The organism is Nitrospirillum goiasense, from assembly GCF_034427435.1.
Classification (GTDB): Bacteria; Pseudomonadota; Alphaproteobacteria; order Azospirillales; family Azospirillaceae; genus Nitrospirillum.
Genome location: NZ_JAXQNP010000003.1, coordinates 1,333,190 through 1,349,023, shown reverse-complemented (window position 1 = coordinate 1,349,023; position 15,834 = coordinate 1,333,190). Strand labels below are relative to the sequence as shown.

Genomic DNA, 15,834 nt, shown 5'->3' with positions numbered 1-15,834 from the left:
GAGAGCCTGATGGCCGATCGTGTATCCAAAGCCGTCCGCAGCAGGATGATGGCGGGGATCCGCGGCAAAAATACCAAACCCGAGTTGGCGGTCCGGAAGGCACTGACTGCAGCAGGAGTGCGCTATCGCCTGCACCGCAAAGACCTTCCAGGCGTCCCCGACCTGGTCATGGCTGGTCGCCGGGCGGCCGTGTTTGTTCACGGCTGCTTCTGGCATTGCCACAAAGGATGCCGTCACGCAAAAGTCCCTTCGTCCAACACCGAGTTCTGGAAAGCGAAGCTGGAACGCAACGTGGAGAGGGACAAGGCCGTTGTCACGGAGTTGCTCGCCGCAGGCTGGCGCGTCCTCACCGTGTGGGAATGCACGACCAGGGGCAGTTCGGAGACCAATCTGAAAGACCTTCTCGTGCGCTGGCTGGAAGGAACCGACCAAGGAAGCTCCGAACTGCCACACCTGAAGGGATGTGAGGATGGAAATGGTCAATGAAGTGGAAAAGAGCTTCACAAGCCGGTAATTGTTGACGATGCGACTGAGAACGATCGATCTTTTCTGCGGCGGCGGCGGGAGCAGCTGGGGCGCGAAGAATGCGGGGGCGGAAATCGTCTGCGGTGTGGACGCATGGGACATCGCGACCCAAACCTATCAGGCAAACTTCGTCAGCGCGAGGGCCGTGAACGTCAGGATGGAGGAGGATTCCAGCCCTTCCATTCTTGGCGAAATCGGCAAAATTGACCTTCTCCTTGCCTCGCCGGAGTGCACCAACCACACCTGCGCCAAGGGTTCCCGCCCACGCGACGAGGGAAGCAAGAAGACTGCCCATTACGTCACAAATTTCGCAAGGGAGTTGCGACCCCGCTGGATCGTGATTGAGAACGTGATCCATATGCGGAGCTGGGATGGATACGATCCGCTTGTCTCGGACCTCAAGGGGCTAGGCTACAACGTCCTTCCGCAGGTGCTCGACGCTGCCGACTTCGGAGCTCCCCAGTCCCGGCGGCGGCTGTTCCTGCTTTGTGATCGGAAAGCGGTACCTGTTCCCCTATCCACCTCCTGCAGCTTGCCATCGGGTACGGTAGCTGACGATGTCCTCATGGATGGCGGTTGGCAGTCGAAACCACTCTATCGGCCTGGTCGGGCTGAAGGCACCATTGCCCGCGCCGAGCGCGCCATGAAGACCCTCGGAATGGGTGTGCCCTTCCTGATTGTGTACTACGGTTCGGATGGCGGTGGTGGCTGGCAGCCGCTCGACCGTCCGATCCGCACGCTGACGACGCTTGACCGCTTCGGGTTGGTCACATGGAAGGATGGCGAGCCGATGCTTCGCATGCTCCAGGTGCCCGAACTCCGCCGCGCCATGGGCTTCGGGAGTGGGTATCAGCTACCCGTCGGATCGCGTAGGGACCAAGTCAGGCTGCTAGGCAATGGAGTATGCCCGCCCGTGATGGAGGCTATCGTCCGGTCCCTGATATCGGAGCAAAGAGTAGCGCTGGCCGCTGAGTGATACCAACGGCATGGGAGTGTTGAAAAAGCTGAGAATGCCTGATTCCCTGGTTATAACGGGGGAGGTATCGCTATGTTGGGCCAAAAGGATCGCCGTCAGCCTGAGCTTTTTGTGGCGGGGTCTCTGAGGGATTTGTTGCCGGGGGACTGAACCGCGCCGGGATTGTCGGAGGCAGTTTGGTTTGAGTCACGCGGCCATTGCCGATTGGTCCAGCATGGCGTGGAAGCGTGCCTCGGCTTCGGCTGGCGGGATGTTGCCGATAGGCCCCAGGATCCGCCGGTGGTTGAACCAGTCGACCCATTCCAGGGTGGCATACTCGACGGCCTCGAAGGAACGCCATGGCCCACGCCGGTGGATCACCTCGGCCTTGTAAAGGCCGTTGATGGTTTCCGCCAGGGCATTGTCATAGCTGTCACCAACGCTGCCGACCGAGGGTTCGATCCCCGCGTCGGCCAAGCGTTCGGTGTACTTGATCGAGACGTATTGGACGCCCCTGTCCGAATGGTGGATCAACCCGCCGTGCTTGACCGGTCGCCGCTCATGCAAGGCCTGCTCCAAGGCATCAAGCACGAAGGCGGCATGGGCCGTCCGTGACACCCGCCAACCGACGATGCGCCGAGCGAAGGCGTCGATGACGAAGGCCACATAGACGAACCCCTGCCAGGTGGCGACGTAGGTGAAGTCCGACAGCCACAGCATGTTCGGCCGGGGTGCATGGAACTGGCGGTTGACGTGGTCCAGAGGACAAGGCGCCGCCTTGTCGCTCACCGTGGTCTTCACCGGCTTGCCCCGGATCACGCCCCGCAGGCCCATGTCCCGCATCAGCCGGGCGACCGTGCAGCGAGCAACAGTTCGGCCCTCTCGCCTGAGCTGGTGCCAGACCTTGCGCACGCCATAGACAGCGAAGTTTTCGTCGAATACCCGCCGGATCGCGATCTTCAGCGCCGTGTCCCGCCTGGCCCGTTCCGGCAGACGGTCTGGATCGGTTCGCCGGGATGCATGCCGATGATAGGTGGACGGGGCGATCGGCAGGACCTGGCAGATCGGCTCGACCCCGTGCGTACCCCGATGCTCGTCGATGAAGGCGATCATGGCTTGAACCGGCGGTCGAGCTCCGCCATCGCAAAATACGCGCTGGCCTTGCGCAGGATCTTGCTGCTCCGCGCTGCCCTATGGGTCATTCGCCTGCCGCAGTTCCCGGTTCTCCCGTTCCAACGCCTTCAGCCGTTCCGCCGTCTCGCTTGGAACACCGGCCCGCGTGCCAGCTTCAACTTCGGCCTTCTTCACCCATTCGTTCAGCGTCTGGCCGGAACAGCCGATCTTCGCCGCGATCGACATCACCGTCGCCCATCGCGACGGATGGTCCTTCTCATGATCCAGCACCAATCGAACCGCGCGGGCTCGGACCTCGGGGGAGAACTTGTTCGTCGTCTTGCTCATCGTGGCTTCAATCTCTCAGGAGTGGAAGCCTCCGACAATCCCGGAGCGGTTCAATCCGCTTCTGGCTGACCATCACGCCGCCATTGCCCGATAGCGCGCAGGCCTCAGCGAGGGCGAAAGGCGCAGAGCGCTTCGAGAGCTTCCTGCAAACGCTGGGGCAGAAACTCGCGACAGGAGATAGGTTCCTCAAGGAACATTCGAGAGATATTACCTCTCCCAAATGAGCCTGACCGAAGAATATTAGTAAGTTCTTCAACTCACGCCTAGGTTGTAAAAACTCTTCAGCACGATAGGAAGGTACGCGTGAAATGCTGCCTCATTTCGGTGTCTCTCGACTGGAGCATACAGCCGACGCATGTAATGACACTTTCAGCGGTATTCGGACCAATATCTGTACATGTATCGGTTCTTAGCCCTTGCCGACACCCGCGAAAAGGTGAGCCTTGTTGCCCCCACTTCAACAACGTACGTCCACACGAAGCGATCGGCAACAAGAAGCCTATAACATATTGTAAAGATAGCGTTTTGCGAAAAAACAGAGCGGTTACCGGACGCTGAATAGCGTTCCGACTCATGGGGGAGTCGGACGCGCGTAAGTGGCGCTCCGGCCTAGCTGCCGGCAAGGAGGCTCTGGGGGGGGAATGCATGAGTCCAGTTAATCAGGTTCCTGCCGGCGCCTGGGATAATTCTCAGGAACGGGTAATCAAGAGCGATAGTTCTGCACGACTTATCGTTGAAGCCGGTCCCGGAACCGGCAAGACCGCCGTTTCGTGCGCGCGCCTTGCTCACTTGGTGAGCGAGTGTGGGGTTCAACCTTCGAAATCGTGGATGATCAGCTTCACACGGACGGCCGTCGCCGAGATCAGATCAAGACTTTACAATTATCTCGGCGAAGCGGCGTTTGCAGTAAAAGTGGCGACGGTCGATTCACACGCCTGGTCGATCCACTCAGGCTATGACAGTACCGCAACCCTGACAGGGACCTACGAAGAGAATATTGATCATGTTATTTCGCTCATCCGGACTGATCTGGAGGTGCAGGAATATTTGGACAGCGTTGAACACCTGATCGTTGATGAAGCGCAGGACCTTGTCGGTAACCGCGCTGATCTGGTCGAAGCCATAATTGCAACTCTGAACCCTGACGCCGGTGTCACAATCTTCGCGGATGAAGCGCAGGCCATTTATGGCTTCTCCGAAGATACCTTCGTCGATGAAATCGAGATGCCTCTGCTCGAACGCATACGCGGCAACAGCTCGCTCGGATTCGTCGGGACCGCTCTCGATACAGTTCATCGGACTTCAGCACCTAGCCTGCTGGGAATCTTCACTGATGTACGGGACATGGTCTTGGCCGGCGGAGGTCAAGACGGCGGTGTTTTTTCCAAGGTAAGGAACGGGATTATTGCGAATGCTGACGAAGACGATCTGAGTCCGACCGAGCTAAATATTGATAATATGCCTGCTAGTTCTCTTATTTTGTTCCGGACTCGGCCAGAAGCCCTCGAGGCGTCTCAGTATTGTACGGCCCCGCATTCTGTTCGTTTATCAGGATATGGTGCCGGACTCCCCCCATGGATAGCCCTTTGCTTCCATGACTATATTCAATCTCACATGGGCAAGCAAGAATTCATGGCGCTTTGGCTTGCGCGCGTTGAAAATACTTGCCTACCGGACTATGGCGTGCAGGAGGCTTGGGACAGGCTCTTAAGAGCTGGCGGTGCAGCGGATGGGTCCCTTGACATGAAGCGCCTGCGGACCCGCCTGGGTCGATATGCGCCGCCCGTTGAGCTGGCTGTTCAGGAGTACGGTCTGCAGGGGCCGGTGATCGGGACTATCCATGCCAGCAAGGGACGTGAGGCTGACAACGTCTTCCTGCTGATGCCTGATCCTGACGAGTTTGTGGACGTTGCCGAGGAGGAAGAGGAAACTCGGGTGCTCTTTGTCGGTTCAACGCGCGCCCGATCCACGCTTAAGGTCGGTAAAGCACGGAAGTGGACTGGATCACAGATCGAATCCGGCCGTGCCTACCGCGGAGTGGGCCGCAAGGAAAAATCTCTGGCGATGGTCGAAATCGGCCGGCCTGAAGATGTTGGTGCGGCCTCTCTCGTTGGCCGGTCATACATGTCCGCGGAAGAGGCTGCCAAAGCACAGGCTTGGTTGGGTGTTCATTGCGGCACCATGGTGAATGGACTGCGGATTGCCAGCAGTGCCGACCAGCAGTGGAACTATCGTCTTTTTGATCCCGGTGCGGATGTTACTCTCGGATGGTTCACGTCCCGTCTCAGGGATGACCTGTGGAGCATTGCGAACATTCTTACTGCAAGAAAAGGCGCGAAACTGAGGCCGCCGACCTCTGTCTGGTACATCAAAGCCCGCGGGAGCCGTACGATCGCGATACCGGCCGGAGACCCGCAGCTGGAAAAACTTCACGAGCCCTGGGCCCAGTCCGGTTTTCTGTTGGCACCGCGGTGCGCGTCATTCACCCGCGCGGAATTCAAGAAGGCGCAATCAACATGACATCCATGCCCGACAAATCTCCCGATCGCGACGCTCTCGTCAGGCGACTCAACGAAGACCTTCTTGGGCCGCGCCGCGCCGACGAAACGCTCTCTGATCGTCCGAGCGATGTTTATCTCACGGGCATTCTCTGGCCGCAGCGCACTGAGATGGCGGGTGAGGATGATGACACCCTCGCGGCCGGAGGGGTCGCCGGCGGCGGCGATGGCGAAAGCAATGAAACTGACAGCGTTCCGATAAATTCTGTACAGAAGCCCTGTGTAGCCGGCGTTTCCTTCTGTGTAACCGGCGAGCCGGCGCGTGCGGATATCCGGGTTCGTTTCGGACGCTATGCGGTTCAGGAGCAGGAAGAGCGCAAGCAGTGGGTAAGAAACCAGATTGAGGTCGTCGTTACCAGCTTAGAACTTTCTGAGGGAAGCAGGACGGTCCGCCTGTCTGATTTCAATCCTGCTGCCTCGGGAGCTCAAATGCACATCCGTAGCATTTCCTCCAATGGCAGCCTGCTGGTTACCGTCTCCTTGATCAATGGAACGCCCCCCGGTGCAGGTCGAGATGAGCTTGAAATGGCGTCAATGTTTCAGACGTCATTGCATATCACGCCGGGAGAAGGGACTAAGCTCGTCCCGAAGCCGACCTCCCGCAGTGCGTCCGGCCGCCCCGATCAGGGCGATGCCGACGAGAAGTCCAACAGTCTTCTGTTCCGTAATGTCTACGAATTTGCGTCCGGCCATGTCTGCGCGGCGTCGTGGGGACCGGTTATTGACGAGCCTGATCAGTTGCCTGTGACCGAGTGGATTGCCACATCATGGATACCGTCGTCTACCGTACCCGGCGTCAATCCCAACGGGCACGAACTCTTCTCGGCTCTGGGAAAGAACGGGTTTGATCCTCTTTCTGCTCTTGCTTTGACAATGGCCGATCAACTGGCTTTGCGGGCGGGCCTCAATTCGGTCTGCGACTGCTACGAGCGATGGCTCAAAGGCCAAGAGGAGTTGCTGGCGGAGAAGATCACGGGTACCCACGCTTTGACTGGCCGCGCGAACCTGGATCAGTGCGCAAACGTACTGGTGCGGATGCGGCGCGCTATCGATGAGATATGCAACGACCCGCTGCTTACGAGTGCCTTTCGGCTTTCAAACTTGGCGATGCATACCCAGCATCAGTGGGACCCGGAAAAATCGAAGCACGGCGCGCTGCGGTGGCGACCGTTCCAGCTGGGTTTTTTGTTGCTCAGCGGGGTTTCAGCAGCACGTAGCGATCATGATGATCGCGAGGTCATGGACCTTCTGTGGTTCCCCACAGGCGGCGGCAAGACCGAAGCTTATCTCGCCCTGATAGCGATGGTTGCCTTCTATCGGCGACTTGCGGCGAAGAATGCGGGCGGAGCGGGTGTAGCGGCGCTGATGCGCTACACGCTGCGCCTCCTGACAACCCAGCAGTTCGCCCGCTCCGCCGCGATGATTCTGGCCTGTGAAGCGATCCGGTCCGAGCGGATAGCGACGCCACAGGGGCAATCGCTTAAAGGTCTTGCGCCTTTTTCCATCGGGCTGTGGGTCGGCGGCGATGCGAGCCCGAACAGCCGTGCCAATGCCTACGCTGCTCTTCAGGGTGCGCGGGAACTGGCCTCTCCGGAACAGCTAGCGCTATGCCCCGCGTGCCAGGCAAAAATTCGCTGGACGCAGGCGTCGGTCGCCTCGCCAGTCATTCCCCGCTGCGAAAGCAAAGGATGCGTTCTGGAGGGGCCGCTCCCCGTCTGGACTGTCGACGAAGATGTGTACGATCAACATCCCACGCTGCTTGTGGGGACGGTTGATAAATTCGCGCAGATCGTGCGCCGCCCGGAAACAAACGCGCTGTTCGGCATAGCGGCCGGCAATCCGCCCGATCTGATCATACAGGACGAACTGCATCTTATCTCCGGTCCGCTCGGCACTGTCGCCGGGACCTACGAGTCTGCATTCGATATTCTGTTCTCAAAAGATGGTTGTTATCCGAAGGTCATTGGCTCAACGGCAACTATCAGACGGGCTTCCGAGCAGGTCCTTGACCTGTTCGATCGCTCCGCCTGTCAGTTTCCGCCGCCCGCCATCAATCACGACAATTCCGGCTTCGCGGTTCTTGATCCGAAATCCACAGGCAGACGCTATGTCGGCGTATCGACTGCCGGCCGGTCCGCTAAATTCACCCTTCAGGCGGTTGCGGCATCGCTGCTTCAATCGGCGGCGGGAGCCTTCTCCGATGACCGCACCAGAGACCCGTACTGGACGCTGATCGGATACTTCAACTCGCTTCGTGAACTGGGTGGAGCGCTTGTGCTCATGCAGGACGACGTTAGCGACAGTATCCGGCTGTACAGTAGTGCAAGGGGTGAGAAAGCGAACATCCGTGCGATGCATAACGTGGAGGAGCTGACCTCCCGCCGCACCCAGGAAGAGATCCTTGAAATGCTGAGCAGGCTGGCGATCCGGGCCGGACAGGCCGGAGCGCTGGATACCGTTCTTGCGACCAACATGGTCAGTGTCGGCGTGGACATTCCGCGGCTCGGCCTGATGATTGTCAACGGTCAGCCCAAGGCGATCGCTGAATACATTCAGGCCACAAGCCGGGTCGGCCGCGGCTCGGTCAGCGGGCTGGTGGTCTCGGTGCTCAACAACGCGAAGGCTCGCGACCGGTCACGGTTTGAAACATTCAGCGGCTGGCACCAAACGCTCTACAGGGATGTCGAAGCCACCAGCGTGACACCCTTCGCGTCCCGCGCCCGTGACCGCGCACTGCACGCCGCTCTAGTGGCCGCGATACGGCATCTGGCGCCCGGAATGCTCAATAGTCCTGTCCTGAACGATCCCGCTATTAGCAAGGCTGAAGAGCTGATCGACCTGATAGTGGAGCGGGCGGAGCGCATCGATCCTGAGGAGAAGGCGGTTCGCTACGAGCTGGAACGAAAGCTCGACCAGTGGATCGCGCGGGCACCTGAACATTACTGGCAGGATCGCAAGGAAAATGCGTCGCTCCTTCTCAGCGCCGAGCGCGCGGCGTGGAAGAAGGCGCTGGGACAAAGACCGGGATCAGCGTGGCCCACGCTGAACTCGATGCGCACAGTGGAAACCGGTACGCCCTTCCGGCTTGCCCCCGTGCTGAAAGAGAAGGGGGATAGCCATGGCGAATGATCTGCAGGACCTGAGGCGCAGCGCCGTCGTCTCGCTTTTCGGTCCCGGAGCCGTTGTCGACTATCGTGCCGACAACGCGCCGGTTTCCGGCATGGCTGCGGGCCTGGAGGAATGGGATCGCTCCTTTCCACCCGCCGGCCTTGCGAACACACAGTCCGTACGCGAAACCCGGCTGCAGAAAAAGCTTGGTGTGCACGGCTTCCGGCTCCCTCCGGTGATCAAGGAACGGCGAAAAGGGGAGGATCCTGATCCGCGCAGACTTGTGGCGGTACGTTTTCCACAATGGCTGCAATGCCCTGAGTGCGATCGCGTGGCGCCAGTGCGGCATTGGGGTGATGACCCCGGGAAAGCCTATCGATATTGCTCCACATGCACGGCGAAGAAGCCCGGCAATCAGAAGGTTTTCGTAATTCCAGTCCGCTTCGTGCTGGCATGCCCGAAGGGGCACGTGGACGAATTTCCGTGGCACTGGTGGGTTGGGCACAAACCAGAGTGCAAGCATCGTGGCGAGTTGTATCTGAAGTCGACCGGTGCCGGTCTTGCGGGTCTTACCCTGAGCTGCCCGAAGTGCCATGAATCCAAATCAATGGACGGCATCTTCTCCAGCCACACCTGGGAGCACTTCTCGCGTTGTGCCGGCCATCGTCCATGGCTTGCCAACGGGGACGAGACCTGCACTGAACAGGTCGTTGCCGTACAGCGCGGTGCCTCGAATCTCTATTTTCCTGTTACGCAGTCTGCGCTCAGCATCCCGCCATGGTCGGATAGGCTTCAGGACAGCGTCGGTGACTATTGGAATACTCTGGTGAGCATCGACAGCACGCAGCGTGAATCCTTCATAGAGATGATGAGCAGGGGCGAGCTCGGTCCAATCCTGAAGGAGCTCAAGATGTCGCCAGCCCAACTGGCGGCTGCGATCGACAGGCGCGTGGAGAGCTACAGCGAGATCGATACGACGGACCTTCGCCCGGCGGAATTCCGACAGTTTGTTGAAGACCCGGGCGATCGTATCGATCAGGATCTCGACTTTGAAATCCGGCGGGAGACAGTGCCGGATTCAATAGCGCCGTGGATAGCTACGGTAGTCCGTGCTGTTCGGCTGCGCGAGGTGCGAGCGATCACTGGGTTCACAAGAATCAATCCACCCGGCGATCCGGATTCACCGGAAGTAGCGCCGCTTTCAAAGACAAAACTGTCCTGGCTACCAGCCATTGAGGTCCGGGGCGAAGGCATCTTTTTGTCCCTCAATGAGAAACGGCTGACGCTATGGGAGAACCGGCCGGACGTGGCGGCCCGTGCGGCTTCCTGCCATCAGCGCTATCGTGAGGACTGGAAGGCCCGGCACGGGCACGACACGGAACCGGCAAAGGTCATTAGCCCTCGATACATGCTCTGCCATACGCTTTCTCATGCGCTGATGCGTCAACTGACCCTTGAATGCGGGTATTCAAGTTCGTCTCTTCAGGAGCGCATCTATGCCGAGACCGGCGATGAACCGATGGCTGGCGTGCTGATCTACACTGCGACCACGGACGCCGACGGCACGCTGGGGGGGCTCCAGAGGCAGGGGCTTGCGAAGCGTATAGAAGGCATCCTTGTCCGGGCCATTACCGGCATGGAATGGTGCTCGTCTGATCCGCTCTGCATTACGGACATGATGGGAGCGCAGAACGCGTTCTCTCATTCGGCGTGCCATTCGTGCGTCCTGGCCCCGGAAACATCGTGTGAGGCCTTCAACTATTTTCTGGATCGCGCGCTGCTGGTGGGGGAGCCGAATTCGTCAGAGGTAGGGTTCTTTCACGATCTGATCGCGAGGAGCTGATGGCGATACTCTGGCCTCGTGAGTTACCCGTATCTATCAGACAGGACCGCCGGCGCAGTGCGGAGGTTCGTGTCTACGACCGACTGGCAGCGGTGTTGGATGACAGCTTCACGGTGTTTTATTCGAGCCCATGGCTTGGGACCGATCATCTTGGCAATGAAAGGGATGGCGAATGTGATTTTATGATCGCGCACCCCCGCATGGGCTATCTGACACTGGAGGTCAAAGGCGGGGGTATCTCGTTCGATCCAGAGGAGCGGCAGTGGTGGAGTACTGATCGCGACGGCTTCCGCTTCCGCATCAAGGACCCTGTTGAGCAGGCTCGCAGTGCCAAGCACGAGCTTCTAGCGAAATTGAGGGCAACACGGCACTGGCAGGGTCGCTGGATACACAACAGCCACGGCGTCGTATTCCCCGACGCAGCAGCTCCTCCTCGCGACTTAGGCGCTGACAGGCCGGCCCACATCTTCTGCTGTTCCCGTGAGCTTGGCCATGGCTTCCGCGAATGGATTGAATCACGATTGCTGGAAGTCCCGCCGCGGATCGAAACCCGGGGGCTTGGCAGAGACGGTATCGCGGCATTTGAGAGCATTCTCGCACAACCGTTCACGCTCAGTTTCCAGATCGCCGGTGCTATGGAGGACGACCGCCAGCACTTCTGTGTACTAGAGCCGACTCAGTTTCATGTCTTGGAAATGATCGCGGACATCGGTCGGGCTGAGATCAGGGGGGCAGCTGGAACAGGAAAGACGATTGTCGCCATAGAGGAAGCAAGACGCATGGCTGTCGCGGGACAGCGGACACTTCTGACATGTTTCGGCAGGCCGCTGGCCAATGAACTTGCGCGCGCAACCGGCGCTATTGGGAACCTGACGGTTGGTAGCTTTCACTCGGTTTGTTTGAATGCTGCCGAAACGGCCGGGTTAGAGTTGCCGTCTGTCGGTCGCCGGGATCAGAAGTTCTTCGACAATACCCTGCCGGAACTCCTTATGGATGCAGTAGCAGCGAAGCCGGACCTGATGTGGAAAACTATAGTCGTCGATGAAGGGCAGGATTTTCAGGATAGCTGGTGGGTCGCGATAGAGTCCGCTTTGCTGCCGGGCGGCCGTTTGCGTATCTTTTCTGATGCTAACCAGAGGGTCTACACTCGACAGAACGTGCCGGCCACTGATCTGCAATTGGTGCCCATCCGTTTGTGTCGCAACCTTCGCAACACGAAATCTATACACGCTGCCGCAGTAGTGCACTACGAAGGACCGGAAGTCATTCCCGAGGGTCCAGATGGATTGGCGGTGAACTGGATCGAGGTCCGGACTTTGGATGCTCTGCTCATGGCAGCTTATGAAGAAGTCCGTAGACTAGTATATCAGAACGATGTGTCAGCCAGCGAGATTGCTGTGCTCTTACCCAACGCGGCTTGGGTTGAACGCTTTCTGATAACAGTATCACGGTCCCACTTGGAGTTTGCGAATTGTTCCGATCTCAGCACTGATCGTATCGTGGTTGATACACTGAGGCGCTTCAAGGGCCTCGAAAGATCGGCGATAATACTAGTTGTAGCTGAAAGCGATCTTGCAAATGGTGAGTTGGCGTATGTTGGTTTATCCCGGCCGCGGTTTTATCTTGCTGTAGTTGCACGAGCATCTGACATGAAGTGGCTCAAGGAGACGGCTATCGTCTCACCCTAAGTGTACAGCAAATTCTTCGTTGGTTAACGCGGGAGGGCGCGTTAGCAACATCGCTTGAGATGGCTGAACCGCTCCGGGATTGTCGGAGGCTTCCACTCCTGAGAGATTGAAGCCACGATGAGCAAGACGACGAACAAGTTCTCCCCCGAGGTCCGAGCCCGCGCGGTTCGATTGGTGCTGGATCATGAGAAGGACCATCCGTCGCGATGGGCGACGGTGATGTCGATCGCGGCGAAGATCGGCTGTTCCGGCCAGACGCTGAACGAATGGGTGAAGAAGGCCGAAGTTGAAGCTGGCACGCGGGCCGGTGTTCCAAGCGAGACGGCGGAACGGCTGAAGGCGTTGGAACGGGAGAACCGGGAACTGCGGCAGGCGAATGACCCATAGGGCAGCGCGGAGCAGCAAGATCCTGCGCAAGGCCAGCGCGTATTTTGCGATGGCGGAGCTCGACCGCCGGTTCAAGCCATGATCGCCTTCATCGACGAGCATCGGGGTACGCACGGGGTCGAGCCGATCTGCCAGGTCCTGCCGATCGCCCCGTCCACCGTAAGCGTCAGCGCAGGGTCGCCTTCTCATGGCGTTATTGATGGGCATGCTGGCTGCTCAGCTTGAGCGGTGGGGGCATGGACGCGGTATCGGTGATTAGCAAGGAGGCGCTTCGAAGTGCTCATACGAGCGCTGCGGAGTTGCAGGGCGAGGTTCTGAGCGGGCCGGAGCGGCGGCGGCGTTGGAGCATCGAGGAGAAGCTGCGGGTTCTGGCGCAGAGTGTGGCGCCGGGGTCGTCGCCAAGCCTGACGTGCCGGATGCACGGTATCAGCACTGGCCAACTATCGACTTGGCGCAAGCAATTCCGGTCAGGCGAGTTGACGGGGTTCGTGCCGGTCTCGGTCATTGACGGCGGGGCTTTGCCCGAACCGGCCCTCGTGCCCGAGGTGCCGGAGGGCGCGCCCATGGCCGTAGGCGTGATTGAGGTCGAACTGCCGACCGGTGTGAGGTTGCGGATCACCGGTGATGTCAGCGAGGGCGCCTTGCGCCGGGTTTTGGCGGCGCTGTCGTGATCGGCATTCCCGGCAATGTTCGCCTTTATCTGGCGTGCGGCGCCACGGACATGCGCCGTGGGTTCGACAGCCTGGCCGCCCAGGTGCAGACGATGCTGAAGCTCGATCCCCATGACGGCGCGCTTTACGCCTTCCGGGGCCGTCGCGGTGACCTGATCAAGATTTTATGGTGGGACGGCCAGGGCCTCTGCCTGTTCGCCAAGCGGCTGGAGCGCGGCCGGTTTGTCTGGCCGCAGGCCAAGGAGGGCTCTGTCGCGCTCACCGCCGCCCAGGTTTCCATGCTGCTGGAGGGGATCGATTGGCGGACGCCGGTGCGGACCTGGCGGCCGGAGGCGGCGTGCTGAAGCCCGCGCGGCCCCCACGCGGCAAAGTGACTCGGATGCTGTCCACCACCCTGCCGATGGTGGCGGTTTCGGGTATAATCCGGTCCCATGATCGATGCCGCCGGAGAGATCGCCGAGCTTCGTGCCCGGCTTGCCGAACGCGAGGCTGAACTGGCCGCGGCGCGGGCGGAACTGACCGGCGCGCGCATCCTGATCGAACAGTACAAGGCCCAACTCGCCAAGTTGCGCCGGATGCAGTTCGGCCGCTCGTCGGAGAAGCTGGACCGGCAGATCGCGCAACTGGAACTAATGCTGGAAGACCTGGAGGAAGGCGAAGCGGCCCGGACGGCGCCGTCGCTGGATGCGGGGAGCGCGGCCCCGGAACGGCGCCCACGGGACCAGCGCCATCCGGTGCGTCGGCCTTTGCCAGAGCATCTGGTGCGCGAGGAGGTCATCCACTCGCCCGGTGATGTCTGCCCCGGTTGTGGCGGCACGCATTTCTCCAAGCTGGGCGAGGACGTGACCGAGGTGCTGGAGAAGGTCCCGGCCCGGCTCAAGGTGATCCGCCACATCCGGCCGAAGCTCTCCTGCCGGGCGTGCGAGGCGATCATCCAGGCAGCGGCACCGGACCTGCCGGTGGAGAAGGGGCGCCCCGGGCCCGGCCTGTTGGCCAATGTCGTGGTGTCGAAGTATCTGGACGGGCTGCCGCTCTACCGGCAATCGGCGATCCTGGCGCGCGAGGGCGTCGCGATCGAGCGCGCGACCTTGGCTGATTGGGTCGGCCATGCCGCCTGGTGGGTGGCGCCCCTGGCCGGTCTGATCGGCGCCCATGTGATGGCGGCGCCGATCATCCACACCGACGACACGCCGATCAAGGTGCTGGCCCCCGGCAACGGCCAGACCAGGCTTGGTCGCCTTTGGACCTATCTGGTCGATGAACGGCCCTGGTGCGGCGAGCGTGCGCCAGCGGCGTTCTATCGCTTCAGCCCGGACCGCAAGGGCGAGCGGCCCCGCGACCATCTCGCCGGGTTCAGCGGGGTGATCCAGGCCGACGCCTACACCGGCTATAAGGCCCTGACGCGACCGTCCAGCATCGCACCACCAACCATCGTCCACGCGGCGTGCTGGGCGCATGCGCGGCGGCACCTCTACGACCAGTACGAGAAGACCAAGTCACCGATCGCCGAGGAGGCCTTGCGCCGGATCGGGCGCCTCTATGAGGTCGAGGCCGCGATCACCGGCCTGTCGGCCGACCAGCGCCGGAACGCCCGACGGCAATTGGCCGTTCCCATCCTGGACGACCTCAAGCCATGGCTCGAGGCGCAGCGGCAGCGCCTGTCGGCGAAGAACACACTCGGCAAGGCCATCGGGTATGCACTGACCCGCTGGGACCAGCTCACCCTCTATGCCGCCGACGGCCGCATCGCCATCGACAACAACCCCGCCGAACGCTCCCTGCGCGGCATCGCCCTCACCCGGAAGAACTTCCTGTTCCTGGGCTCCGAGGCGGGCGGCGACAGGGCCGCACTCCTCTACTCCGTCCTGGAGACGGCGAAGCTGAATGGGCTTGATCCCGAAGCCTATCTGGCCGACGTCCTGGACCGCATGGCCAAGGGCCACCCCATCAACCGGCTGGCCGAGCTTCTCCCCTGGAACTGGACGCGCCAGGCTGACAAACTCGCGGCATGACCGCCGACACCCTCGCCATCCTGCGCATCGAACTGCTTCATACCGAGCCCCTGGTCTGGCGGCGTGTCGCCGTGCGCGGCACCACCAGCCTCGCGGCGCTCCACAAGATCATCCAAGCCGCCATGGGCTGGCTCGACTACCATCTCTGGGAGTTCGAGGTGGAAGGGACAACCTACGGCCTGCCCGACCCCGATGGCATGGACTGGGGCCGCACCATCAAGCGCGCCAGCACGGTCAAGCTGCAGAAGCTGCTCGACGCCGACGTCGAGACCGTCGGCTACGTCTACGACATGGGCGACAACTGGGAACACCGGCTCATCATTGAGCGCGTCGAGGCCGCCCAGCCGGACCAGCCATACCCTCAGTTCCTCGGCGGAGAGCGGCGCTGCCCGCCCGAGGATTGCGGCGGTTTGCCCGGCTACTACGAGTTCCTCGAAGACATCGCCGGGCCCGACAAGGGCAGAGGCAGCAAAAAGAAGAAGGAGGCCCTCGACTGGTACGGCGGCCCCTACGACCCGGACAACATCAGCGAAGAGCAGATCCACCTCGCATTCAAACGGATCGCCAGTGCTTCAAGAATGAAGAAAGCCGTCAACCGCTGAATTGATCGTCCACCCGCTGACGCT

General features: G+C 60.7%; 10 protein-coding genes, 2 pseudogenes and 2 other annotated features. Of the genes and pseudogenes, 11 read left to right on the top strand and 1 reads right to left on the bottom strand.

Annotation, left to right across the window (positions count from 1 at the left end):
* Window positions 1–9 precede the first annotated feature (9 nt).
* Complete coding sequence (locus ULB03_RS20240; RefSeq protein ID WP_322484884.1) at window positions 10–486, top strand: very short patch repair endonuclease; 477 nt, start codon at window positions 10–12, stop codon at window positions 484–486.
* A gap of 37 nt (window positions 487–523) precedes the next feature.
* Window positions 524–1,501 carry a DNA cytosine methyltransferase gene (locus tag ULB03_RS20235; protein WP_322485239.1) on the top strand — a complete coding sequence of 326 codons (978 nt, stop codon included), beginning with the start codon at window positions 524–526 and terminating at the stop codon, window positions 1,499–1,501.
* A 186-nt stretch (window positions 1,502–1,687) separates the two neighbouring features.
* On the opposite strand, the pseudogene ULB03_RS20230 reads toward ULB03_RS20235, so the two are convergent.
* Window positions 1,688–2,941: pseudogene (locus tag ULB03_RS20230) on the bottom strand (IS3 family transposase).
* Window positions 2,519–2,635: a sequence feature (AL1L pseudoknot), on the bottom strand. (Overlaps the previous pseudogene by 117 nt.)
* 573 nt (window positions 2,942–3,514) lie before the next feature.
* Here ULB03_RS20230 and ULB03_RS20225 point away from each other — a divergent pair.
* The 9 genes and pseudogenes from ULB03_RS20225 to ULB03_RS20185 all read left to right on the top strand — a co-directional run bounded on the left by ULB03_RS20225 (window position 3,515) and on the right by ULB03_RS20185 (window position 15,810).
* Complete coding sequence (locus tag ULB03_RS20225; protein ID WP_322484883.1) at window positions 3,515–5,461, top strand: UvrD-helicase domain-containing protein; 1,947 nt, start codon at window positions 3,515–3,517, stop codon at window positions 5,459–5,461.
* On the top strand, window positions 5,458–8,628 hold the full coding sequence (locus tag ULB03_RS20220; RefSeq protein WP_322484882.1) for a helicase-related protein: 3,171 nt from the start codon (window positions 5,458–5,460) through the stop codon (window positions 8,626–8,628). The genes ULB03_RS20225 and ULB03_RS20220 overlap by 4 nt, the downstream gene beginning before the upstream one ends.
* Window positions 8,618–10,450 (top strand): DUF1998 domain-containing protein, encoded by a 1,833-nt coding sequence (locus ULB03_RS20215; RefSeq protein ID WP_322484881.1) that lies wholly within the window; start codon window positions 8,618–8,620, stop codon window positions 10,448–10,450. The genes ULB03_RS20220 and ULB03_RS20215 overlap by 11 nt, the downstream gene beginning before the upstream one ends.
* A complete protein-coding gene (locus ULB03_RS20210; RefSeq protein ID WP_322484880.1) occupies window positions 10,450–12,138 on the top strand; it encodes a nuclease-related domain-containing DEAD/DEAH box helicase in 1,689 nt (562 codons plus the stop codon). The genes ULB03_RS20215 and ULB03_RS20210 overlap by 1 nt, the downstream gene beginning before the upstream one ends.
* Window positions 12,139–12,255: 117 nt before the next feature.
* Window positions 12,256–12,684: pseudogene (locus ULB03_RS20205) on the top strand (transposase); the annotation flags it as partial.
* Window positions 12,562–12,678: a sequence feature (AL1L pseudoknot), on the top strand. It overlaps the preceding pseudogene by 117 nt.
* Window positions 12,685–12,761: 77 nt before the next feature.
* A complete protein-coding gene (gene tnpA / locus ULB03_RS20200; RefSeq protein WP_322481361.1) occupies window positions 12,762–13,196 on the top strand; it encodes an IS66-like element accessory protein TnpA in 435 nt (144 codons plus the stop codon).
* Complete coding sequence (gene tnpB, locus ULB03_RS20195; RefSeq protein ID WP_322481360.1) at window positions 13,193–13,540, top strand: IS66 family insertion sequence element accessory protein TnpB; 348 nt, start codon at window positions 13,193–13,195, stop codon at window positions 13,538–13,540. Before tnpA ends, tnpB begins: the two co-directional genes overlap by 4 nt.
* A gap of 87 nt (window positions 13,541–13,627) precedes the next feature.
* Window positions 13,628–15,208: an IS66 family transposase gene (tnpC, locus tag ULB03_RS20190; RefSeq protein WP_322481359.1), complete on the top strand. Its 1,581-nt coding sequence runs from the start codon at window positions 13,628–13,630 to the stop codon at window positions 15,206–15,208.
* Window positions 15,205–15,810 carry a plasmid pRiA4b ORF-3 family protein gene (locus ULB03_RS20185; protein ID WP_322481358.1) on the top strand — a complete coding sequence of 202 codons (606 nt, stop codon included), beginning with the start codon at window positions 15,205–15,207 and terminating at the stop codon, window positions 15,808–15,810. The genes tnpC and ULB03_RS20185 overlap by 4 nt, the downstream gene beginning before the upstream one ends.
* Window positions 15,811–15,834: the final 24 nt, after the last annotated feature.